Annotated in this window: 24 protein-coding genes and 2 other annotated features; of the genes, 3 read left to right on the top strand and 21 right to left on the bottom strand. The window is 41.3% G+C overall.

The window, feature by feature from the left end:
* Window positions 1-20: 20 nt before the first annotated feature.
* The 8 genes from QM923_RS00295 to QM923_RS00260 form a co-directional block, all read right to left on the bottom strand.
* Window positions 21-248 (bottom strand): DUF4190 domain-containing protein, encoded by a 228-nt coding sequence (locus tag QM923_RS00295; RefSeq protein WP_414290444.1) that lies wholly within the window; start codon window positions 246-248, stop codon window positions 21-23.
* A 188-nt stretch (window positions 249-436) separates the two neighbouring features.
* On the bottom strand, window positions 437-664 hold the full coding sequence (locus tag QM923_RS00290) for a DUF4190 domain-containing protein (RefSeq protein ID WP_414290443.1): 228 nt from the start codon (window positions 662-664) through the stop codon (window positions 437-439).
* Window positions 665-749: 85 nt separating this feature from the next.
* On the bottom strand, window positions 750-1,130 hold the full coding sequence (locus QM923_RS00285) for a rhodanese-like domain-containing protein (protein WP_004251440.1): 381 nt from the start codon (window positions 1,128-1,130) through the stop codon (window positions 750-752).
* A 5-nt stretch (window positions 1,131-1,135) separates the two neighbouring features.
* Entirely contained in the window at window positions 1,136-1,360 is a 225-nt protein-coding gene (locus QM923_RS00280; protein WP_414290442.1) for a YqgQ family protein, read from the bottom strand.
* 51 nt (window positions 1,361-1,411) lie between these two features.
* Complete coding sequence (locus QM923_RS00275; protein ID WP_195183890.1) at window positions 1,412-1,879, bottom strand: ECF transporter S component; 468 nt, start codon at window positions 1,877-1,879, stop codon at window positions 1,412-1,414.
* On the bottom strand, window positions 1,857-2,630 hold the full coding sequence (locus QM923_RS00270) for a bifunctional hydroxymethylpyrimidine kinase/phosphomethylpyrimidine kinase (RefSeq protein WP_006152716.1): 774 nt from the start codon (window positions 2,628-2,630) through the stop codon (window positions 1,857-1,859). Before QM923_RS00270 ends, QM923_RS00275 begins: the two co-directional genes overlap by 23 nt.
* On the bottom strand, window positions 2,620-3,369 hold the full coding sequence (truA, locus tag QM923_RS00265) for a tRNA pseudouridine(38-40) synthase TruA (RefSeq protein WP_414290441.1): 750 nt from the start codon (window positions 3,367-3,369) through the stop codon (window positions 2,620-2,622). The genes QM923_RS00270 and truA overlap by 11 nt, the downstream gene beginning before the upstream one ends.
* Before the next feature lie 85 nt (window positions 3,370-3,454).
* Window positions 3,455-3,910 carry a GNAT family N-acetyltransferase gene (locus QM923_RS00260; RefSeq protein WP_414290760.1) on the bottom strand — a complete coding sequence of 152 codons (456 nt, stop codon included), beginning with the start codon at window positions 3,908-3,910 and terminating at the stop codon, window positions 3,455-3,457.
* A 70-nt stretch (window positions 3,911-3,980) separates the two neighbouring features.
* Between QM923_RS00260 and QM923_RS00255 the strand changes: the two genes are divergently transcribed.
* The gene (locus tag QM923_RS00255; RefSeq protein ID WP_414290440.1) at window positions 3,981-4,640 is read left to right on the top strand and encodes a prepilin peptidase; all 660 of its coding nucleotides are present in this window, start codon (window positions 3,981-3,983) and stop codon (window positions 4,638-4,640) included.
* Here QM923_RS00255 and trpA read toward each other — a convergent pair.
* The 12 genes from trpA to QM923_RS00195 form a co-directional block, all read right to left on the bottom strand.
* Window positions 4,612-5,394 (bottom strand): tryptophan synthase subunit alpha, encoded by a 783-nt coding sequence (trpA, locus tag QM923_RS00250; RefSeq protein WP_414290439.1) that lies wholly within the window; start codon window positions 5,392-5,394, stop codon window positions 4,612-4,614. The genes QM923_RS00255 and trpA overlap by 29 nt on opposite strands.
* Complete coding sequence (gene trpB / locus QM923_RS00245; RefSeq protein WP_414290438.1) at window positions 5,387-6,610, bottom strand: tryptophan synthase subunit beta; 1,224 nt, start codon at window positions 6,608-6,610, stop codon at window positions 5,387-5,389. The genes trpA and trpB (QM923_RS00245) overlap by 8 nt, the downstream gene beginning before the upstream one ends.
* On the bottom strand, window positions 6,588-7,187 hold the full coding sequence (locus QM923_RS00240; protein WP_414290437.1) for a phosphoribosylanthranilate isomerase: 600 nt from the start codon (window positions 7,185-7,187) through the stop codon (window positions 6,588-6,590). Before QM923_RS00240 ends, trpB (QM923_RS00245) begins: the two co-directional genes overlap by 23 nt.
* The gene (trpC, locus tag QM923_RS00235) at window positions 7,174-7,941 is read right to left on the bottom strand and encodes an indole-3-glycerol phosphate synthase TrpC (protein ID WP_414290436.1); all 768 of its coding nucleotides are present in this window, start codon (window positions 7,939-7,941) and stop codon (window positions 7,174-7,176) included. Before trpC ends, QM923_RS00240 begins: the two co-directional genes overlap by 14 nt.
* Complete coding sequence (gene trpD, locus QM923_RS00230; protein WP_036759294.1) at window positions 7,938-8,942, bottom strand: anthranilate phosphoribosyltransferase; 1,005 nt, start codon at window positions 8,940-8,942, stop codon at window positions 7,938-7,940. The genes trpC and trpD overlap by 4 nt, the downstream gene beginning before the upstream one ends.
* 10 nt (window positions 8,943-8,952) lie before the next feature.
* Window positions 8,953-9,519, bottom strand: a complete 567-nt coding sequence (locus QM923_RS00225) for an aminodeoxychorismate/anthranilate synthase component II (protein ID WP_049528083.1) — start codon at window positions 9,517-9,519, stop codon at window positions 8,953-8,955.
* Window positions 9,516-10,877: an anthranilate synthase component I gene (trpE, locus tag QM923_RS00220; protein ID WP_414290435.1), complete on the bottom strand. Its 1,362-nt coding sequence runs from the start codon at window positions 10,875-10,877 to the stop codon at window positions 9,516-9,518. The genes QM923_RS00225 and trpE overlap by 4 nt, the downstream gene beginning before the upstream one ends.
* A 377-nt stretch (window positions 10,878-11,254) precedes the next feature.
* Window positions 11,255-11,485 (bottom strand) — a binding site (T-box leader).
* A complete protein-coding gene (gene trpB / locus QM923_RS00215) occupies window positions 11,477-12,655 on the bottom strand; it encodes a tryptophan synthase subunit beta (RefSeq protein ID WP_414277379.1) in 1,179 nt (392 codons plus the stop codon). (Overlaps the previous feature by 9 nt.)
* A 63-nt stretch (window positions 12,656-12,718) precedes the next feature.
* Window positions 12,719-12,943, bottom strand: a binding site (T-box leader).
* Between the two features lie 66 nt (window positions 12,944-13,009).
* Window positions 13,010-14,236, bottom strand: a complete 1,227-nt coding sequence (locus tag QM923_RS00210; RefSeq protein ID WP_414290434.1) for a DegT/DnrJ/EryC1/StrS family aminotransferase — start codon at window positions 14,234-14,236, stop codon at window positions 13,010-13,012.
* Window positions 14,237-14,264: 28 nt separating this feature from the next.
* Window positions 14,265-14,957 carry a sugar transferase gene (locus tag QM923_RS00205; RefSeq protein ID WP_414290433.1) on the bottom strand — a complete coding sequence of 231 codons (693 nt, stop codon included), beginning with the start codon at window positions 14,955-14,957 and terminating at the stop codon, window positions 14,265-14,267.
* A 106-nt stretch (window positions 14,958-15,063) separates the two neighbouring features.
* Window positions 15,064-16,806, bottom strand: coding sequence for an ABC transporter ATP-binding protein (locus QM923_RS00200; RefSeq protein ID WP_414290432.1), 1,743 nt, complete (start codon window positions 16,804-16,806; stop codon window positions 15,064-15,066).
* Complete coding sequence (locus QM923_RS00195) at window positions 16,796-18,541, bottom strand: ABC transporter ATP-binding protein (RefSeq protein WP_414290431.1); 1,746 nt, start codon at window positions 18,539-18,541, stop codon at window positions 16,796-16,798. The genes QM923_RS00200 and QM923_RS00195 overlap by 11 nt, the downstream gene beginning before the upstream one ends.
* A 262-nt stretch (window positions 18,542-18,803) precedes the next feature.
* Between QM923_RS00195 and QM923_RS00190 the strand changes: the two genes are divergently transcribed.
* Window positions 18,804-19,631, top strand: a complete 828-nt coding sequence (locus QM923_RS00190) for an exodeoxyribonuclease III (RefSeq protein ID WP_414290430.1) — start codon at window positions 18,804-18,806, stop codon at window positions 19,629-19,631.
* Window positions 19,632-19,642: 11 nt separating this feature from the next.
* Window positions 19,643-20,029, top strand: a complete 387-nt coding sequence (locus QM923_RS00185; protein ID WP_414290429.1) for a bleomycin resistance protein — start codon at window positions 19,643-19,645, stop codon at window positions 20,027-20,029.
* 101 nt (window positions 20,030-20,130) lie between these two features.
* Here the strand turns inward: QM923_RS00185 and QM923_RS00180 are convergent, their stop codons facing one another.
* A complete protein-coding gene (locus QM923_RS00180) occupies window positions 20,131-21,039 on the bottom strand; it encodes a type II restriction endonuclease (protein ID WP_414290428.1) in 909 nt (302 codons plus the stop codon).
* Between the last annotated feature and the right edge of the window lie 2 nt (window positions 21,040-21,041).

The raw sequence follows: 21,041 nt of genomic DNA, 5'->3' as shown, positions 1-21,041 counted from the left end.
TAAAGCTTTTTGTTTATTGCTTATCTAAAAAATACTGCGACGGCTACAATCCAGTTAAGTACAGAAATGACAATCCCTACGATATTGAGAATTTTTTCTGTTTTATAGTCTAGTTCAGATTCTTTTTGATGTGAACTAGCTAAGACCAATCCTACGATACCCAAAATCAGACCTACTATTGGAGATAACAAACCAAGGACGATAGATAGGATACCTAAAACTAATGAAGGTTTTTTCTTTTCTTGCATAGTAAAAACTCCTTAAATTTAATACACATTCATTATACCATACAAACCGGCTTTATCTATTAGGTAACAAGTTTTAGAACTATGAAAACCTGTCCCTGAACCAGAAAGAATTGAAAATCATTAAAAACCACTTAACGAAAAGTGGATAAAATAAAAAAGCTTTAAAAATAAAGCTTTTTTATTTTCGATTAGCCAAAAATCATTACGAGGGCTAAAATCCAGTTTAGCACAGAAACTACAAGCCCTACGATATTGAGAATTTTTTCTGTTTTATACACTAGTTCAGATTGTTTTTCGTGCGAATTAGCCAAAACAAGTCCAATGATACCCAAAATAAGACCTACGATTGGAGATAACAAACCAAGGACGATAGATAGGATACCTAAAACAAGTGATGCTTTTTTCTTTTCTTGCATAATAAAAACTCCTTAAATTTAATACAAATTAATTATATCATAAAAAGCTAGATTTATCTACAATTCAATAACTTTTTACAGAATGTTAGCTGGTCTTAACCTTCCCTGTCCAAGAATCCAATCCATAAGAAAGAATATAAATTTCTGAGAAACCTTGTTTTTTCAAGAAAAGTGCTGCATTGGTTACACGTTGCGCACGTTGGTTTTCATATAGAAGGACAGGTTTATCCTTGCGAAGAGCTGCAAGACTTGTCTTCAATTGATTTGAAGGAATATTACGAGCTCCGAGGATATGTTTTCTGTGGAAGTCAGCTGGCTCACGCAGGTCAATTAGCTGACCTGTACGAATCAAAGATTCAAACTCTGCATTGTCTACAATTTTTGCTGCACGGCGAATACGAAGATAGTTGTATCCCATCCATGCCAACATCGCCACTACAAGTCCCCATAATACCCAAGTTACCATAATATCTAATCTCCATTTTTTTCTAAATAGTCTAATTCTAGTTTGTGCTCTTTGCGAAGAACAGCTTCCGCTTCTAGATAATCCAGTTTATCCATCAAACCAGCATCATAGATTCGAGATAGTTCAATCTTCATTAATTCAATGTCATAAAGACGTTTGCCCATATAGACAAGAATACCGAACTGTTTGAGAAATTGTTGCACATCGTAGAGTGTTTTCATAGCTTTCATTTTAGCAAATAATCAGATTTTTTTCAATAGTTCCCAGAGAAGACTTCCTTTTTACTGCTTACTAATTTTCTTGATGCTCTGATAGAGAAGATACCCAACAATCATTCCAACAAAATTCTGCAACAAATTGTGAGGAATATCCGTCAGAGCTACACCCCAACCTTTCATCCAAGAAGTAGCACATGCATATCCAGCTACCATCAGAAAAGTTGCTAAAACTAATCCAAGCCACTTCCATTTTCCTTTAAAACCTGCAAAGTAACCCTGCAAACCATGGAAAAGCAAGCTGAAGAACATCCAATGAGGATAGCCTGAGATCAGGTCAATAATGAAACCTCCTAGACCTCCGACAATAGCTCCTTCTCGTTTTCCATAATAAAAAGCAGTGAAAAAGATACCAGCATCTAAAAGAGTTAAGATTCCTGTTTGGGTTGGGATTTTGACAATATAACCTAAAACTACCGATAGGGCAGTCAGTATTGATAATAGGGCGATTTTACTTGTTTTGGTTTGCTTCATACTGTCTTACTCCATATTGATCTGCTTGTGCGATAGCACGGTAAACAAAGGCTTTAGAACTCTCAACCGCAGGTAATAGCTCCTCTCCCTTGACTAACTGACTAGCAATGCTAGATGCAAAGGTACAACCAGCACCTGCATTTTGTCCTTCTAAGACTGGATTCTCAAAAATGGTAAAATTCACTCCATCATAAAAGACATCCACAGCCTTATCCTGACTAAGGCGATTCCCACCTTTAATAATGACTGCTGGTGCACCCAAGTCATGTAATTTTTGAGCTGCAGCCTTCATATCGTCCAAGGTTTCAATCTTTTGGCCTGCTAGCAATTCTGCCTCAGGTAGATTGGGTGTAATGACAGTCACATAAGGGAAAAAGCGAATCAACTCTTGACAAAGCTCGCTGACAGCAACATCATGCGTTTCCTTACAAACCAATACAGGATCCAGAACGACAGGGACTCCTGATCTTTCCTTGATGAAATGTAATGCTTTCTCAGCAACACTAACAGTCGGCAAGAGACCAATCTTAATCCCTCCAAAGTCTACGCTTTTAAGACTATCCAACTGTTGTTGAAAAATAGTCTCATCCGTCGGGAAGACCTCAAATCCATTTTCTGTCAAAGCAGTTAAGCAAGTCATGGCTACAAAACCATGCAAACCATTTAAAGTAAAGGTCGCAAGGTCTGCGGCTAGTCCGCCACCACTGAAAATATCATTTCCTGAAAGTGCTAAAATACGATTATTCTTCATAACGAATCTCCTTCAAATACAAACCATTGGGCGCTGCAGTTGGACCTGCCAACTGTCTGTCTTTTTTCTCCAAAATCAGGTCAATCTGCTCAATAGGCATCCGATTATTACCAATTTTCAGCAGGGTTCCAACCATATTTCGAATCTGCTTATAGAGGAAACCATTGCCTGAGAAGGTAAAGGTCAAAAATTGACCTGTTTCGTCAACTCTTAGGCTAGCTTCTGTGATCGTTCTTACCTTGTCCTCCACACTGGTTCCGGCAGCAGTAAAACCGGTAAAATCATGGGTTCCTTCTAATTTCTTTACAGCCTTTTGCATGCGTTCCACATCAAGTGGATAGGGATAGTGGGTGGCATAATGACGTCTCATAGGATTTTTAGGACGCCCCCTATCCACAACAAACTCATAGGTCTTGCTATGTCTGGCATAACGGCAATGAAAATCATCCGCTACTATCTCAATCGAAATGACGTCTATATCTTCAGGACTTTGAGTATCGAGAGCAAAGCGAAGCTTTTCCTCATCCATCTGATAGGGAAGATCAAAGTGGATAACCTGCCCTAGCGCATGAACACCACTATCCGTTCGCCCTGCACCATGGATGGTAATGGCCTGCCCTTTATTTAATTTGGTTAAAGTTTTTTCAATTTCCTCTTGGACACTACGCGCGTGTGGTTGCCGCTGAAAACCAGCAAAGGCGTAGCCATCATAGGAAATTACAGCTTTATATCTAGTCATGTATCTATTTTATCAAGAAAATTTCTCTGCAACAAGTTTGAAAACCAAAAATTGTACGGGGACAGATTTAGATATTAACTAGTCCTTACCTCGATTTTCTCATTATATATTTACGTACAGGTGCTTCAACCATTTGAACGATTTCAAATCCTTCTTTTTGGTAAAGATTGTAAGCTGTTTGATTTGCCTCGTAGACATTTAGAGAAATAGTATCTATGTCTTCATTTTCAAAGGCCAAACTAACAAATTTCCTTAAAGCCTGGCTACCTAAGCCCTGCCCCTGTTTCTGAGGATTGATAAAAAATCTCCCGATATGAAGATTCCTGTCTTCTAGCCTGATTTTCTGGATAAGCCCCACAAACTCTTGTCCATCAAATATTGAAAAAAATCCTTCCAGCTTTTGTAAGGATTGGACAATCAAGGGATAAGAAATTTTGGGTCCCATCCATTGCTTCTGAAAACTTTCTCCCAAAGCATTAGACCAGCGACAAATGAGTTGGGCATTTTCTATCTGAAGTCCTTTTTCAAAGTGAATTTTCATATTTGCTCCTAAAATTTCTCCTTTATCCAACTATTATACTCTTTCTCTTATTTTTTCCGAATTAATAAGTATGATTCACCTTTACTTTTTTCTTGTTGGAGCTATTCTTGCTTCCTTTCTTGGATTGGTCATTGATCGTTTCCCTGAGCAATCCATTGTTTTCCCTACTAGTCACTGTGATTCTTGTCAGACTAGCTTGAAATCACTGGATTTGATTCCGATTATTTCTCAAGTGATTAGTAATTTTCGCTGTCGTTACTGCAAGGTTCGCTATCCTGTCTGGTATGCTTTCTTTGAGTTGTCCTTGGGACTGCTCTTTCTAGCTGAGTCTGTGGGATTTTTAACTTTGGGGCAAGTCATCTTGATAACTGCCGGCTTGACTTTGGGAATTTATGACCTTCGTCATCAAGAATATCCCTTGATCGTCTGGCTGATTTTTCACTTAATCCTCATGTTTTTCTGTGGTTGGAATCCAGTTATGATTTTCTTTCTTATCTTGGGAATTTTGGCTCACTTTATCGATATCCGCATAGGTGCAGGGGATTTTCTCTTTCTAGCCTCTTGTGCACTCGTCTTTACACTTACAGAAATTCTGATTTTAATTCAATTTGCTTCCACAACTGGCATTCTAGCTTTTCTCCTACTAAAGAAAAAGGAAAGACTTCCTTTTGTGCCTTTCCTCTTGCTGGCTGCTTGTATGATTATTTTTGGTAAGCTACTGCTTGTCTGATAAAGTCAGCGATTCCTGCTACTTGTCCTTCATGTAAAGCCTTAACAATCTTGGAACCGACGATAACGCCGTCCGATACCTCATTGAAACGTTCTACATCAGCTTGACTAGATACACCAAAACCTGTCAAGACTGGGATGTCAGCCACTTGATGCAATTGTGCCAAGTGCTTATCCAAGTCTGCGCGGTAATTGCCAGATTTCCCCGTCACCCCATTGATGGCAACTGCATAGACGAAGCCTTCTGCCCCTTCAATCAACTCTTTCTGACGCTCAATTCCTGTCGTCAAACTAACTAGAGGAATCAAGGCGATGTCTGTGTCTGCCAAAAATGGTTCTACAAAGTTGGCATGTTCATGAGGAAGGTCTGGAATAATCAAGCCCTTAACCGCTGTATCTGCCAAATCTTTGACAAAGTTCTCCACACCGTACTGAAAGAGGGGGTTGAAGTAAGTCATAATGACCAGTGGAACCTCTGTTTCAATGGTTTTCAAGGTTTCAACCAAAGCCTGGGTAGAGGTCCCGTGGGCTAAACTGCGCAAGCCTGCTTCTTCGATAACAGGTCCATCTGCAACAGGGTCTGAAAAGGGAATGCCCACTTCAATTGCAGAGACACCCAAATCTTCTAAAAAGTGGATTGTTTCAGCGAGACCATCTAATCCTTTTTCGTGGTCTCCAGCCATGATATAGGGAACAAAAATTCCTTTTCCAGTTGCTTTGATAGCGTTCAATTTTTCGGTTAGAGTCTTAGGCATTAGCTTCTCCCTTCTTTGCTGCGTCTGCTTCCAAGCGGTCTTTAACTTGAACTACATCCTTGTCCCCACGACCTGATAGGCAGACAATCATAGACTTGTCTGGGCCAAGTTCTTTGGCCAATTTCACCGCAAAGGCGATGGCATGGCTAGATTCCAAAGCTGGGATAATTCCTTCTGCACGAGACAAGAGTTGGAATCCTTCCAAGGCTTCCTCGTCTGTCACTGGTACATAGGTCGCACGCTTGATATCATGGTAATGTGAATGCTCTGGACCGATACCTGGGTAGTCCAAACCTGCTGAGATAGAGAAGGCTTCTAAGATTTGACCATGGGCATCTTGGAGCACATCCATAAGCGAACCGTGAAGAACACCTGGACGACCCTTGGTCAAGGTAGCTGCGTGGTGCTCTGTATCCACACCGAGTCCTGCTGCTTCAGCACCATACATAGCTACTGTCTCATCTTCCACAAATGGATGGAAGAGCCCGATGGCATTCGAACCACCACCAACACAGGCTACTAGGGCATCTGGCAGATTTTCACCTGTCAAATCACGGTACTGTTGTTTGGCTTCGCGTCCGATAACACTTTGGAAGTCACGAACAATTTCTGGGAAAGGATGAGGTCCCAAGGCAGAACCAAGGATATAGTGGGTATCATCGATATTTGCAACCCAAGAACGAAGGGCTGCATTGACAGCATCCTTGAGCACACGAGAACCATCTGTCACAGCCTCTACCTTGGCACCCAAAAGCTCCATGCGAAAGACATTGAGGGCTTGGCGTTTGACATCTTCCTCGCCCATGTAGATGGTACATTCCATGTTAAAGAGTGCTGCAGCTGTTGCAGTTGCCACACCGTGCTGACCAGCACCTGTTTCAGCGATAATTTTCTTCTTGCCCATGCGTTTAGCCAGTAAAACTTGTCCTAAGGCATTGTTAATCTTGTGGGCGCCTGTATGGTTGAGGTCTTCACGTTTAAGGTAAATCTTGGCTCCGCCGATATGCTGGGTCAAGTTTTTTGCGTAGTAAAGGGGAGTTTCACGTCCTACATATTGGCGCAAAAGTTGGTTTAACTCCTCTTGAAAACTTGGATTTGCCTGACTTTCACGATAAGCCTCTTCCAATTCCAATACTGCTGTCATCAATGTTTCTGGGACAAAACGTCCACCGAATTTCCCGTAAAATCCATCTTTATTTGGTTCTTGATATGCCATTCTTTACCCTCTCTATAAATCTTCTAATCTTTTCATGATCTTTTTGTCCGTCTGTTTCTACTCCGCTTGATACATCTACTGCAAAGGGAGAAAAATGCTGAATCGCTCTTGCTACATTGTCCTCATTTAGCCCGCCTGCGATGAAGAAAGGCTGCGCTAGTTCTGTCGTATCCAGTTGCCCCCAGTCAAAGGTTTGGCCACTCCCAGCGACAGGTGCATCAAAGAGTAGATAATCTGCCTGAGAATTGGGTACATGCCCATTCCCATCAACTTGTACAGCTTGAATACTGGCACAAGGCAAATCCTCAAACAAATCATCCGCCACCTGACCATGAACCTGCACCAAGTCCAAACCAACTTTGTCTACCGCTTCTAACAGTTCTGCCCGACCGGGTGAAACAAATACTCCAACTTTTTGAATATGGCTAGGAATAAACTTAGCCAGCTCTGTAGCTTGTTCTACGGTCACCTGTCTTTTGCTAGGAGCAAAGACAAAACCGATGTAGTCTGCTCCAGCCGACACAGCTGTTTTTACGGCTTCTTTGGTCGATAGTCCACAAATCTTAACCTTTGTCAATCTGCAACTCCTTGATTCTCTGGGATACATCTTCTGCTTGCATGAGGGCTGTTCCTACTAAAATTCCGTTAAAGTATGGTGATACTCGTTTTGCATCCTCCTCTGTAAAAATAGCAGATTCGGAAATGTAGAAGCAATCATCCTTAAAGTGTTTGGCCAAGTCTACGCTTGTCTGCAAGTCAACTTCAAAGGTTGTTAAATTACGATTGTTGACACCAATAATTTGAGCTCCAAGTCTATGAGCCACTTCCAGTTCAGCCAGATTATGAGTTTCCACCAACACTTCTAGACCAAGATCTGTCGCGTAGTCGTAAAGCTCCTTCAGTCGTTTTTCAGATAAGGCCGCTACGATGAGCAAGATGACGGTCGCACCTGCATTGCGAGCACGGATGATTTGCTTTTCATCGATGATAAAGTCCTTGTTGAGCGTCGGAATCTCTACCTGACTGGAAATTTCCCTCAGATAATCCAAATGACCTTTAAAGAAAACCTCATCTGTCAGAACAGAAATCATAACCGCGCCGTTAGCCTCGTAAGTCTGGGCCTGTTGTACGATATCCACATCAAGATTGATATCACCTAGACTTGGGCTTGCCTTTTTGACCTCAGCAATGATTTGCAAACGGTCTTGGTGATTCTTCAAAAATTCTGCCAAACGATAGGTCTGGCGCAAGGGCTGAACTTCCTCTCGCTCCATCTTTTCAACTTCGCGCGCCTTTTGCTCTAGGATACGTGATAAAAATTCCTGACTCATCTTTGATACTCCTGTAATAGTCTGAGTTTTTCAAGGGCCTTACCACTGGCAATCACTTGACGTGCCAATTCAACTCCGTCCTTGATACTGTCTGCTTTACCATTGGCATAGAAACCGAGACCTGCATTTAAGACTGTTGTTTCCAAGAATGGACTTGGTTCGTTATTAAGAACACTGACAAGGATGGCTGCATTCTCATGAGCATTTCCACCACGAATGTCCTCAATAGCAATGCGTTCCATTCCCAAATCTTCTGGAGTAAAGGTTGATAAAGTAATTTCACCATTTTCAAGAAGGGCAATACTGGTAGTTCCATTCAAACCAGCTTCATCCAATCCTTCTGGACCAGCTACTACAATGGCACGTTTGCGACCCATGTTTTTCAAAACCTGAGCAGTACTTTCCAGAAGTTCAGGACGACTGATTCCTAGAAGCTGTGTTTCCAAAACCATCGGATGGATGAGCGGTCCTGTCAAATTCATGATAGTTGGAATTCCCAACTCCAAACGAGCTGGCATAATGTATTTCATGGCTGGGTGCATGTTTTTGGCAAAGAGAAAGACGATTCCTGTTTGGTCAAATACCTTACCCAGTTGTGATGGTTTGAGATCAATATTGATTCCCAAAGCTTGCAAGACATCTGCTGACCCAGATTTAGAAGAAATAGAGCGATTCCCATGTTTGGCCATGTGGATTCCTCCACCTGCCAAGACAAAAGCTGCAGTTGTTGAGATATTAAAGCTAAATGACTTATCTCCACCTGTACCACAGTTATCCATAGCATCTTGAATATTTGTTGGAATGTGTTGAGCATGTCCTCTCATGACTTGAGCGAGGGCTGTTCTTTCTTCCGGTGTTTCTCCCTTCATCTTTAGGGCTAAAAGGAGTGAAGCGATTTGTGCTTCTGTCACTCGCCCTGTCACGATGCGTTCGATCACATCTGTCATTTCAACACTTGATAAATCTTCAAAGTTGGCTAATTTTTCAATAATTTCTTTCATTTTGTGTTCCTCACTTTACAACTTTCTCGATAAAATTCTGAATAGAAGATAGGCCATCTGGCGTTCCAATACTTTCTGGATGATACTGCAATCCATAAATCGGCAAGGTTTTGTGTTGAATACCCATAATAGCTTGGTCATCTGTCGAACGAGCTGTCACTTCAAACTCTTCTGGCATCTCTTCAATTAAAATACTGTGGTAACGCATGACTGGACGATTGTCCTCAATTCCTTGATAGAGAACTGATGGAGTCTCAAATCGAATCTGGCTTTGTTTCCCGTGCATAACTTTAGGAGCCAAGCCCAACTTACCACCAAAGACTTCTGCAATGGCTTGGTGCCCCAAACAAATCCCTAGAATAGGTTTCTTACCAGCAAAATCACGAATCATTTCTTCCATTTTCCCAGCATCAGCTGGCCAACCTGGACCAGGAGAAAAGACCAGTCCATCTGCCTTTGTAGCTTCTTCATAAAGGTTTGGATCATCATTTCTCAAAACCTGAACTTCTGCGAAATTCCCGATGTATTGAGCTAAGTTATAGGTAAATGAATCATAATTATCAATCAATAAAATCATGGTCTTAGTTCTCCCATTCTAGTCATAGATTTAGCTTTGTTAATCGTTTCTTGGTATTCGTTCTGGGCGATGGAATCATAAACAATTCCTGCACCAGCCTGTACATAGGCTGTTTTATTTTTAAGAATCATGGTTCGAATTGCAATAGCAAAATCCATGTCTCCAGTTGCTGATAAGTAACCGATAGCTCCTGCATAGACACCTCGCTTCTCTGTTTCTAGTTCATAGATGCGTTTCATGGCCCGAATCTTTGGTGCCCCCGATACTGTTCCTGCAGGAAGAGTCGCCTTCAAGGCATCCATGGCAGTCAGTTCTGGTAACAAACGTCCTTTAACTACGCTGGTCAAATGCATGACATATCGGAAAAGTTCGACTTCCATATACTTGGTTACTTGGACACTTGCTGTTTCAGCAATTCTACCGATATCATTGCGTCCTAGGTCCACTAGCATTCGGTGTTCTGCCGTTTCCTTCTCATCAGAGAGTAGATCATTTGCTAATGTTGCATCTTCCTCATCATTGGCACCTCTAGGTCGCGTACCTGCAATTGGATTGGTTGTCACGATGCCATTCTTGACGGAAACCAAGCTCTCAGGACTGGCACCGATAATTTGATAATCTCCAAAATCATAAAAGTAGAGGTAATTTGATGGATTGGTCACTCGGAGATTTCTGTAAAAGTCAAAAGGATTTCCAGTTACTTCTGCTGAGAAACGCTGACTGAGCACGCATTGGAACATATCTCCATTGCGAATCAAGTCACGAGCTGTTTCTACCATTTCTTCAAATTTCTGAGGTGCAATATGTGGTCTAAACTGAAGCGGAGAAAGGTCCAAATCTTCAAATTCATTCGAAGCAGGGATTTTCAACTCCTCTAAAACCTGATTTAAAGCAACTTCTAGTTCATCATTGCTACGATCACTGTAAAGAGAATCCTCGATGATATGAATTTTTTCTTTCTTATGGTCAAAAACTATATAACTCTCATAGACGAAGAAATGCATATCTGGCGTCCCAATCGTATCCTCAGGGAGCTGGCCAATCTCTTCATAGAGAGAAATCATATCGTAGCCAACAAAGCCAATAGCTCCACCACCAAAAGGTAGGTCTGAATGGTGCTGACTCTCATGAGTCACCTCATAAAGGAAGTCCAAAGGATCACGATCAATCACCTGGCCATTTTGATAAAGAACTCCATTCTCAAACTTAATCTCAAAAACTGGGTTATAGGCTAAGATAGAAAATCGAGCATTTTCCTTTTCTCTTGGGATACTTTCAAGTATGACCTTGTGATTTCCGTTCAAACGCATATAAGCCAAGATTGGTGATAAAACATCTCCATGAATGATTCGTTCCATTGTAATTTCCCTTTCAGTTCCTTATTTTTAATTTTTTATCTTTTTTCTATTTCCCTTAAATAGTGCGGACGGGAGGTAAAATTATCCAGTGGATGATTTTAGAAAACCATGAAATGAAAGACCTAATTTTTGAGCTCCTCGCTCATTCATTTCTAGGCTCAGGCTAAAATAGTTCCCCGAACTATTTTACTCTCAAAAATTCCGTCCTAGAGAAGCATCTTTGCTTCTCTAGGATACCACCATGGCGGGAAATAGCGGTTCGATGCTCACTTCGTTCGCAAATATTTTATAGAAATCTACCTATTGATGAAGCATAATTTAAAACTGATGGCCATATCTACGATAAATATAGAAAAATCCCCACGCAAAATAACTTGCGTGAGGACGAAATTCGCGGTGCCACCTCAATTATAGGATTTCTCCTATCTCTCATTCCTGTCTCAGATAGCTCCTGTAACAGGTTGTGCGATAAAGGGCACTCCCTTGAGAATTATGTTTTCTTCTCTCATTTCAGACGGACCCAACCTTACAGCTTTCTCTGCTTGTTTTCAGCAACCACAAGCTCTCTGTGAGAGAAATCTCTGTATATTTTCCATCTTTTATTTTTTAGCTTCAAGGTAGTCTGCAATGGCAGCTACGTCCTTGTCTCCACGACCAGAGACATTGATGATGATAATCTCATCTTTACTTAGTTTTGGTGCGCGTTTGACTGCTTCAGCAATAGCATGTGAGCTTTCAATCGCAGGGATGATTCCTTCTGTTTTGCTTAATAAAAGCAAGGCTTGGACAGCTTCTTCGTCTGTCGCTGCTACATATTCTACTCGACCAGAGTCTTTAAAGAAGGCATGTTCTGGACCAACCCCTGGATAGTCCAAACCTGCTGAGATAGAGTAAACTGGCGCGAGCTCTCCATCTTCCTTAAAGACTGCATAGGTCTTCATTCCATCGACAATTCCGACACTACCCTTGGTCATAGTTGCTGCGTGCTTGTCTGTATCAAGTCCATGACCAGCAGCTTCTACCCCAACCAATTTTACTTCTTCATCAGCTACATACTGTGAAAAGGCACCGATGGCATTAGAACCACCGCCCACACAGGCAATGACGTAGTCTGGCAGACGTCCTTCTTTTTCCAAGATTTGACGACGTGATTCTTCACTAATAACCTTTTGGAATTCATGGACAATGGTAGGATAAGGATGAGGACCCACAGCAGATCCCAAAACGTAGAAGGCTTCAAGGTCATTCATCCATGCTCCAAAGGCTGCATCAACCGCATCTTTGAGGGTACGAGTACCAGTTTCAACTGCGTGAACAGTTGCTCCCATCATCTCCATGCGGAAGACATTGAGACGTTGACGCTCCACATCTTCTGCCCCCATATAGACATCACATGCCATACCAAATTTGGCTGCAGCTGCAGCTGTCGCGACACCATGCTGACCAGCTCCTGTCTCAGCAATCACTCGTTTTTTACCCATACGTTTGGCAAGAAGGATCTGCCCTAAAACGTTGTTAAGCTTGTGAGAACCCAGGTGGTTAAGGTCTTCGCGCTTGAGATAAATCTTAGCGCCACCTAAGTGATCTGTCAAACTTTCCGCAAAATAAAGCGGTGTTTCACGACCTGAATAATCCTTCAAGTAATGGCGAAATTCTGCCAAAAATTCTGGATCATCCTTGTATTTATCAAAAGTCACTTCCAACTCATCTAATAAAGCCTGAATTGGTTCTGGTACAAAACTACCACCAAACTGTCCAAAATAACCTTTAGTTGTCATAAATTTTTCCTCTTTTCCATTGTTCCAAAATATGAAAAAGCCCACACACGGAATTTACTTCCATGTGAGGGCGTTTGTAACGCGGTACCACCTCAATTGTAAAGAGAATATCCCCTTTACATCTCTGCCTTGTCTAACAACAAGTTGCACTGTAAGGTGTGCCTACCGAATTTTCATTGTTTCAAATTCACTTTTAAAATCAGCCCAATTTCACTAGTTCCAACCACCTGTTCGCAGTAACCACAGGCTCCCTGAAGATCAAAAATAATTACTTTTCTGATTTGTTGAGTTAATTATATGTTATTGTTTTTTCTTTGTCAACCGTTTTCACTAATTTTTTACTAATTTTTTTAATTATTTTTCTGAAGCGCCTAGAACTTCTTCAGAAACTCTGACAAAAGTCTCAATGATATAATCTACTTCTTCATCCGTTAATTTCGTGTGAAGAGGAAGCGTAATTTCATTTTCAAAGAAGGCATAAGCTCGTGGATAATCTGCCATATCAAAGCCAAGATTCTTATAAGCTGTTAAAAGAGGAAGTGGTTTGTAGTGAACGTTACTTGCGATTCCTGCCTTGGCCAATTCTTGGATGATTTGGTTGCGTTGTGCGAGACTCGCACCTTCTACATGGGTAATGTAAAGGTGACGACAAGATTCAACAGTATCTGTCTCATGAGCCAATGGATGGATAGGAGTTCCTGCAAATCCACGGTCATAGCGATCCACGATGTCCTTACGACGTTGTAGTAAGCCAGGATAACGATCTAGCTGAACCAGACCAAGTGAAGCCATGATATCTGTCATGTTGCACTTGTAGGCAGGAGTTACGATATCGTATTCCCATGAGCCCAGTTGCATCTTGGCAAGAGCATCTTTTGTTTGACCATGAAGGGAAAGGATTTGGAATTCCTTGTACATTTCTTCATCGTCAATCGCTGGATTGGCTTTCCAGGTCGCACTTCCTCCCTCAGCAGTTGTAAAGTTCTTGACTGCATGGAAAGAGAATGATGTAAAGTCGGCGATTGAACCGGCTGGTTGTCCCTTGTAGCTTGAACCTAAAGCATGGGCACTATCAGATACAATCACGATACGGTTAAAGGCCTTTTGCCACTTGCTAGCAGCTGTAAAGAGGTCGCGTTTCTTTTCTACAACTTGGAACAAACGGTCATAGTCACAGATAATACCTGCTAGCTCTACCGGTATGATGACTTTAGTCTTCTCAGTAATAGCTTGTTCCAGTTGATCATAATCCATCTCAAAGGTATCAGCTTGGATATCAACCATAACTGGTGTCGCACCGACGTGAGTAATAACACTGCATGATGCTGTATAAGTCATAGCTGGAACGATGACCTCATCGCCAGGCCCTACTTCAAGCACGCGCAAAATCAATTCAAGGGCTACTGTTGCAGAGTTGAGGCAGACTGTCTTAGGTGTCTGAGTATAGAGAGATAAACGACGTTCTAACTCTTTTGTCTTAGGACCTGTTGTAATCCATCCTGAACGGAGGGTATCGGCTACTTCAGCAATTTCTGCTTCGGTAATATCAGGTGGTGAAAATGGAATATTGTAATTTGGCATTGATTTACTCCTTTAACTTGTGGCTACTTTATTTTAAAACTTCAACGACCGTCTGCAACATGATTTTGATATCACCTATGAAACTAAAATCACGCAGATAGGCTAGGTTAAAGTGCATTTTCTCTGGAAGAACTCTTTCTACATAAGCCTGATCAACTGTCATACCTTTTGCCGTCATTTGACTGATGATGGCATCCTCATCCTTATAGTTAATGCTGGCAAGCGACGTAATCCCTGCAGGTAAGAGCAAGGTAGCCATCATTTCAGGACTATACTGCTCTGTGTAGCGTGGTACTTCTGGGCGTGTTCCTACAAAGGACATCTCTCCTTTGAGGACATTGACCAATTGCGGCAATTCATCCAAACGAACACGTCGAATGAAATTTCCAACTTTTGTGATACGACTGTCATTTGCAGAAGTTACTAGACTTCCTTTTTTATCCGCATCCGTCACCATAGTCCGGAATTTCCAAATCTTGAAATGACGGTTGTACTGGGTTACCCGCACTTGCTTGTAAATAACTGGACCCTTGCTATCTAGCTTGATCCAGATGCTTAGAATCAGGAATAAGGGGGAGGTCAAGATTAACAAGACTACGGCTAGAAACAAATCTAGACAACGCTTGAAAATCAGTGAGCCTTTTCTTCTAGACACAAGCTGGTAGTATGGTTTTACCTCGCTCAATTGCATTTCTTGAGGTAGTTCATCCCATTTCAGCATGCACATTCTCCTCTGTTTTTTTTATATAATCTTTATTAACATTCTACATTATACCACAAAATGAAAGAGGCAGTGCAAGAAATCTGTGTTTTAAAGGAATTCTTCCCTAGGAAAGAGCCCCTGCCTGCAAACTATACATCTTGTGATAGGTTCCACCTAATGCTAGGAGTTCCTCGTGGGTTCCACTTTCGATGATACGTCCCTTATCAAGAACATAGATACAATTAGCATCTTGAATGGTAGAAAGGCGATGAGCAATGGCAATGGTTGTCCGACCTTGTCTCATCTTAGCTAGGGAATTTTGGACCAGAGCTTCTGTTTCAGAGTCGATATTGGCTGTCGCTTCATCCAAAATCAGGATTTTAGGTTGACTGGCAACAGTTCTAGCAAAGGCAAGTAGCTGACGTTGACCGGTTGAAAAACTCGAACCACGCTCAGATACAGGAGCATCATAACCTAAAGGAAAATCTTGAATGAAGGAATCTGCATCGACAAATTCTGCTGCAGCCTTGACTTGGTCATCGCTGATATCTTGGTACATGGCGATATTGGACTTAATGGTCCCATGATAGAGGAAGGGGTCCTGTAGAACCAAACCGATGTTTTTTCTCAACTCCTCTTGACTATACTCTCGAATATCCACACCATCTAGGAGAACCCGACCTGACTGGAACTCATAAAAGCGCATGAGAACATTAATGATAGAAGATTTCCCAGAGCCAGTATGCCCGACAAAGGCGATGGTTTCACCTTTATTGACGGTAAAGGAGATATCATCAAGAATCTGGTGTTTTCCGTCATAAGAGAAGGACACATGTTCAAAACGGATATTTCCTTCTCTAATCTCCGCTTGTCCATTTTCTTGGACTGGTTCATAGTTGGTCTCATCGATAAGTGCAAAGACACGACCTGCTGACACCATGGATGTTTGAAGGGTAGAAAAGTTTTGTGTTACCTCGATGAGTGGATCAAAGAGACGATTGATATACTGGATAAAAGCATACATGGTCCCTGCTGTTATCCCCATATAAAGGCCACGATAACCAAAGTAAGCCATCAAAACTGCATAGCCCAACAGCTTCAACAAACTCATAGCTGGGCGTAAAAAGAGAGAATCCAAGGCTACTGAACGGTTAGCGTAGACTAGGTGTTCCTGGTTTATCTCATCAAACTCTTCTTGCAGGCGCTTTTCTTGGTTAAAGGCTTGAATAATACGAATGCCTTCGATGTTTTCTGCCAGCTTACTGTTAATGTCTGACAGTAGACTTCTGGTTTTTTCAATGACCTTGACAGATTTTTTACGGTAGAGATTGACCAAAAGGAAAATCAAAGGTAGAAAGAGCAAGACTAAAGCAGTCAGACGATAGTCCAGAACTAACATGGTATAAAGGGTCGTCACGAATATAAAGACTGCCGAGATAAAGCTAGATAAGATCCCCGAAAACATATCACTGATGGTCTCAGTGTCGTTGGTCAAACGGGAGACAATAGAGCCTGCAGGCGTTTTATCAAAGTAAGACATGCCTAGCTTCTCCATATTGGCAAAGGCATCACGTCGGATATCTCTAACGATGCTGTAAGACACACGCGCAAAGAGGAGATTCCCCACATATTGGACAATAGTTTGAAGAATGTAGAGACCATAGTAAACTAGCAAAACTGTAACAGCAAACTGATTAAGGTTGTTTAGATACCGGTCGATAAAGTGCGAGGCTACCAGGGGGATAATACTCTTAATAACAGTCGTCGCGAGGAGAAAAGCAAGGGCTAAAAAGGTGAGGAGACTATAGGGCTTAAGATAAGACAACAAGCGCTTCAATACAGCCCATTGTTCTTGTTTATTCCGCATCTTCTTCTCCTTTCATTTCTAACTGTTGAGACTGGTAGGTTTGGGCATACCAACCATCCAAGGCTAGTAAGTCTTCATGCCTACCTCGTTCAATGATGCGACCATCCTGCATGACCAAAATCAAATCTGCATGAACAACTGCACTGAGACGATGGGCAGTGATGATGGTCGTTTTATCTTTGCGAGTTTCCTTGAGATTATCGATGATTGCGAACTCTGTCTTAGCATCCACAGCTGACAAAGAATCATCTAAAATCAAGATATCAGGACTTAAAATCATAGCCCGACTCATAGCCAGACGTTGCTTTTGTCCACCAGATAGACTAACACCTTTTTCCCCGATAACTGTATCAAATCCCTCAGGCATGGCTTGAATGTCTTGATAGACTTGAGCCAGCTTAGTTGCTTCTTCTACTGCTGAGAAAGGTAGATCAGGATTTCCAAAACAAATATTCTCTAAGATAGAACTAGCAAAGAGAAATTGGTCCTGTGGGACGTATCCCATCAAACTTCGTAAGTCAGCTAGTCGATAGTCACGAATGTCATGACCATTTAGATAAATAGCTCCTTGGTCAACGTCATACTCACGTAGGAGCAATTTAATCAAAGCTGTTTTCCCTGAACCAGTCTGTCCAACCAAGCCCAAGGTTTGCCCTTTTTCGAGACTAAAATGTATATCTCTCAGCGTCTCTTCGTCTTCAAAGGCAAAACGATCAATGGCATAGTCCAAGCGCCCATTTTCAATCCCTTCAAGTGGAGATTCTGGATCTTTGACAGGTGACTCTTGGGACAAAAGACTCTCAATTCGTTGATAAGAAACCTTCCCTCTTTGAGTAATATTAAATAGAAAACCAATCGCCATCAAGGGCCAGACCAACATATCTAAGTAAGAGATAAAGGTGACAAGATTACCAACGGTTACTTGTCCTGCTTGCACCATAAAGGCACCGACTAAGAGAGTTAAGGCATAGGAAGAACCAACAAAGAGTAGAACCATGGGGTCAAAGAGACTATCATATTTCATGGTTTGCAGATTCTTTTGGAAGGTCAAATTATTGACTTCCTGGAAAGATGCCAATTCATCAGACTGATAGCCAAAGGACTTGGTTACCTTAATACCTGATACAGACTCCTGAACCTTATTATTAAGTTCAGAAAAGGCTGCTTGTGATTCTCCGAAAGCCTTATGGGTCTTTCTCCCCAGACGACTAGTCGCATAGGCCATAAATGGCAAGGGCAGAATGGCAACCAAGGTCATCTGCCAAGAAATGCTAAAGAGCATGGTCAAGAGAGTCACCAAGGCCGTGATAGAGGCATCCACCGCCGACATGACACCACCACCTGCTAGACGAGTCAGAGCATTGATATCATTGGTTGCGTGAGCCATCAAATCCCCAGTTCGATAATTCTGATAAAAAGCGGGAGACATCTTTGTAAAGTGCTCAAATAGCCTTGAACGCATGATTTGTCCAAGTCGGTAGGAGGTTCCTAGGATATACATGCGCCAAATATAACGCAGGTAGTACATTCCGAAAGCTGCCAGCAGGAGATAAAAGAGATGAAGCAGGAGCTCATCTTGTGTTAATCGTCCCGAAGTGATGGCATCGATCACGCGCCCCATGACCATAGGTGGGATGAGGTTTAGCACAGATACCAAGACCAGAGCTACAATTCCAACTAGGTAACGGCGTTTTTCTAATTTAAAAAACCACCAGAGTTTTTGGATGATGGACATAAAATTCCTTTCTAATGACAAATGGAAACCTGAGGCGACTGCCTCAGGTTTTTCCTATTCATAGGTGATGACACTAACTTAAACTTTGTCATATTTAGCGATAAAGATACTCAAAGGAGTAACATTTCATTTATTTTCAATCTTTTACATAAATCATTCTTTATTATAAAGGAATGACCTGGATTTTTCAAACTATACGCTGGGGAAATACTTCTTTTTCTGGTATAATATTGTCTATAATCTGAATGAAAAGGTAAACATTATGAAATTGATCTCATGGAATATTGATTCCCTCAATGCAGCACTCACGAGCGATTCTGCGCGTGCGAAATTATCACAAGACGTCCTCCAAACCTTGGTAGCCGAAGACGCTGATATCATTGCCATCCAAGAAACCAAGCTTTCAGCTACAGGGCCTACTAAAAAACATCTCGAGGTGTTAGAAGAACTCTTCCCTGGATATGAAAATACTTGGCGTTCCTCTCAAGAACCTGCTCGTAAAGGCTATGCTGGAACTATGTTCCTCTATAAGAAAGAACTCACTCCAACTATCAGCTTTCCAGAAATCGGTGCCCCTTCTACTATGGACTCTGAAGGCCGTATCATCACTTTAGAATTTGATACATTTTTCGTGACTCAGGTTTACACACCAAACGCTGGCGATGGACTCAAACGCTTGGAAGAACGTCAAGTCTGGGATGTCAAATATGCAGAGTACTTGGCTCAACTAGACAAGCAAAAACCTGTCCTAGCAACCGGAGACTACAACGTTGCCCACAAGGAAATTGACCTTGCCAACCCGGCCAGCAACCGCCGTTCACCAGGATTTACAGACGAAGAGCGTGAAGGATTTAAAAACCTTTTAGCCAAAGGATTTACAGATACTTTCCGCCATATCCATGGAGATGTGCCAGAACGCTATACTTGGTGGGCACAACGCAGCAAGACTTCAAAAATCAACAACACAGGCTGGAGAATCGACTACTGGCTCACAAGTAACCGTGTAGCAGACAAGGTTACCAAGTCAGACATGATTGACTCAGGCGCACGCCAAGACCATACACCAATTGTCTTGGAGATTGAGCTCTAAGGAGAAAGCTAATGGACTATCAAGCTGTCATTCCTGAATTTGTAGTATCTGACCTCGAAAAGTCACGCCACTTCTACTGCGACTTGCTGGGATTTTCTGTCGAATACGAGCGTCCAGAGGAAAAATTTCTCTTCCTTTCGCTTGAAGACTGCCAGCTAATGCTAGAGGAGGGGACAAAGGATGAATTAGCTGAACTTACCTACCCATTTGGTCGTGGAGTCAATATCTCCTTTGGCATCAAGGATGTCCCTAGACTCCATCAGAAAGTAATCGAGTCTAACTATCCTATTCATCGTCCTTTGACTAAAAGAGAATTTCGTGTTGGTGAGAAGTATATCTATCCTCATGAATTTGCAGTTCTAGATCCAGATGGTTATTTTTTAAGATTTAGTGAATAGGATAATAAAACATTAGAGTGGAAAAGTAATAAAAAAAGAGGCGTTTGCCTCTTTTTTGTTAGTTTAAAATTAAATTTGATAAAAATAAAGATAACAAAGAATTATCCTAATAATAGTTCAGATAAAAATCCTTCTCTTAACATTTCCAAATTAAAGATATTTCTAATATGACTGAAGGCTTCTGCCAGTGGTAAATGTGCAGTTTTCCATCCTTGCCCATCTGTAACCCAAACAAACTCTACGTCATCATCTGATGTAACAACAAATTGACTAAGTTCAGTAAATTCTCCAGCTACCGCTTTTAATTTACTTCCACCTCCACCATAATAATTTGTTTCAATCAACCAAACCTTATGTTTTTCTGTAGAATAAACTGCAACGTCAAATCTTCTTTCAGATTTATCTACTGGTACGGTAACACCCCACTTTTCCTTGATAAATTGAGCTGTTGCTTGAGCTTTCCACTCTATATTTTGTTCTTGAGCAATCTTTGAGACATGTCGTTCTATAATTCCTTCCATAGTGGTGCCACTTCGATTTTTTCGTGCATTACTATCTAATCCAGTCTCTACTCCATAAACATAATCAACTAATGAACGATTAGCATGTTGTTGTAAAAAATTTAATAAACCAGATTGCTCGATAAATTTCAAGTAATCATCTATTCTACTAGTGTCTATCGTTTTGAAATCCAATTGCTCAAAAGACATATTATCATCATTGTCTATTGTAAGAATATCTAAAACTCTATCACGACTTGCAATTAGGATAGGAACAGCCTTTAATAAGTCGGGTTGTTTAGTAAATAACTTAAATGCCTCAGAGTAAATATCTTTTTTACCAATTAGGTAATTTAACGTGTTTAGTTCTAGTTCAAATTTTTTTGTCTCACGCTCAACTTTCTCCCAATTTACATAGTAATCTGGAGTACGGTTAGTAATTGATAATGATTCTAAGAAAATCGTTAACCTTTCTTGTGGGGATTTTATTAAATAATTTTTTAATTTCATAA

The organism is Streptococcus infantis (assembly GCF_047463275.1).
Lineage (GTDB): Bacteria > Bacillota > Bacilli > Lactobacillales > Streptococcaceae > Streptococcus > Streptococcus infantis_AF.
This window is presented reverse-complemented; position numbering and strand designations above follow the sequence as displayed.

What these genes read in the sequence shown, in the direction of transcription:
- QM923_RS00200 (WP_414290432.1), bottom strand. Translation starts at nt 16,806, where the DNA reads ATGCGGAATAAACAAGAACAATGGGCTGTATTGAAGCGCTTGTTGTCT.
- trpA (WP_414290439.1), bottom strand. Translation starts at nt 5,394, where the DNA reads ATGCCTAAGACTCTAACCGAAAAATTGAACGCTATCAAAGCAACTGGA.
- QM923_RS00270 (WP_006152716.1), bottom strand. Translation starts at nt 2,630, where the DNA reads ATGAAGAATAATCGTATTTTAGCACTTTCAGGAAATGATATTTTCAGT.
- QM923_RS00285 (WP_004251440.1), bottom strand. Translation starts at nt 1,130, where the DNA reads ATGGTAACTTGGGTATTATGGGGACTTGTAGTGGCGATGTTGGCATGG.
- QM923_RS00180 (WP_414290428.1), bottom strand. Translation starts at nt 21,039, where the DNA reads ATGAAATTAAAAAATTATTTAATAAAATCCCCACAAGAAAGGTTAACG.
- QM923_RS00260 (WP_414290760.1), bottom strand. Translation starts at nt 3,910, where the DNA reads ATGAAAATTCACTTTGAAAAAGGACTTCAGATAGAAAATGCCCAACTC.
- QM923_RS00195 (WP_414290431.1), bottom strand. Translation starts at nt 18,541, where the DNA reads ATGTCCATCATCCAAAAACTCTGGTGGTTTTTTAAATTAGAAAAACGC.
- trpD (WP_036759294.1), bottom strand. Translation starts at nt 8,942, where the DNA reads ATGAAAGAAATTATTGAAAAATTAGCCAACTTTGAAGATTTATCAAGT.
- QM923_RS00185 (WP_414290429.1), top strand. Translation starts at nt 19,643, where the DNA reads ATGGACTATCAAGCTGTCATTCCTGAATTTGTAGTATCTGACCTCGAA.
- trpC (WP_414290436.1), bottom strand. Translation starts at nt 7,941, where the DNA reads ATGAGTCAGGAATTTTTATCACGTATCCTAGAGCAAAAGGCGCGCGAA.
- QM923_RS00190 (WP_414290430.1), top strand. Translation starts at nt 18,804, where the DNA reads ATGAAATTGATCTCATGGAATATTGATTCCCTCAATGCAGCACTCACG.
- QM923_RS00295 (WP_414290444.1), bottom strand. Translation starts at nt 248, where the DNA reads ATGCAAGAAAAGAAAAAACCTTCATTAGTTTTAGGTATCCTATCTATC.
- QM923_RS00210 (WP_414290434.1), bottom strand. Translation starts at nt 14,236, where the DNA reads ATGCCAAATTACAATATTCCATTTTCACCACCTGATATTACCGAAGCA.
- QM923_RS00225 (WP_049528083.1), bottom strand. Translation starts at nt 9,519, where the DNA reads ATGATTTTATTGATTGATAATTATGATTCATTTACCTATAACTTAGCT.
- trpB (WP_414277379.1), bottom strand. Translation starts at nt 12,655, where the DNA reads ATGACAACTAAAGGTTATTTTGGACAGTTTGGTGGTAGTTTTGTACCA.
- QM923_RS00275 (WP_195183890.1), bottom strand. Translation starts at nt 1,879, where the DNA reads ATGAAGCAAACCAAAACAAGTAAAATCGCCCTATTATCAATACTGACT.
- truA (WP_414290441.1), bottom strand. Translation starts at nt 3,369, where the DNA reads ATGACTAGATATAAAGCTGTAATTTCCTATGATGGCTACGCCTTTGCT.
- trpE (WP_414290435.1), bottom strand. Translation starts at nt 10,877, where the DNA reads ATGGAACGAATCATTCATGGAGATGTTTTATCACCAATCTTGGCTTAT.
- QM923_RS00290 (WP_414290443.1), bottom strand. Translation starts at nt 664, where the DNA reads ATGCAAGAAAAGAAAAAAGCATCACTTGTTTTAGGTATCCTATCTATC.
- QM923_RS00205 (WP_414290433.1), bottom strand. Translation starts at nt 14,957, where the DNA reads ATGCTGAAATGGGATGAACTACCTCAAGAAATGCAATTGAGCGAGGTA.
- QM923_RS00255 (WP_414290440.1), top strand. Translation starts at nt 3,981, where the DNA reads ATGATTCACCTTTACTTTTTTCTTGTTGGAGCTATTCTTGCTTCCTTT.
- QM923_RS00280 (WP_414290442.1), bottom strand. Translation starts at nt 1,360, where the DNA reads ATGAAAGCTATGAAAACACTCTACGATGTGCAACAATTTCTCAAACAG.
- trpB (WP_414290438.1), bottom strand. Translation starts at nt 6,610, where the DNA reads ATGGCATATCAAGAACCAAATAAAGATGGATTTTACGGGAAATTCGGT.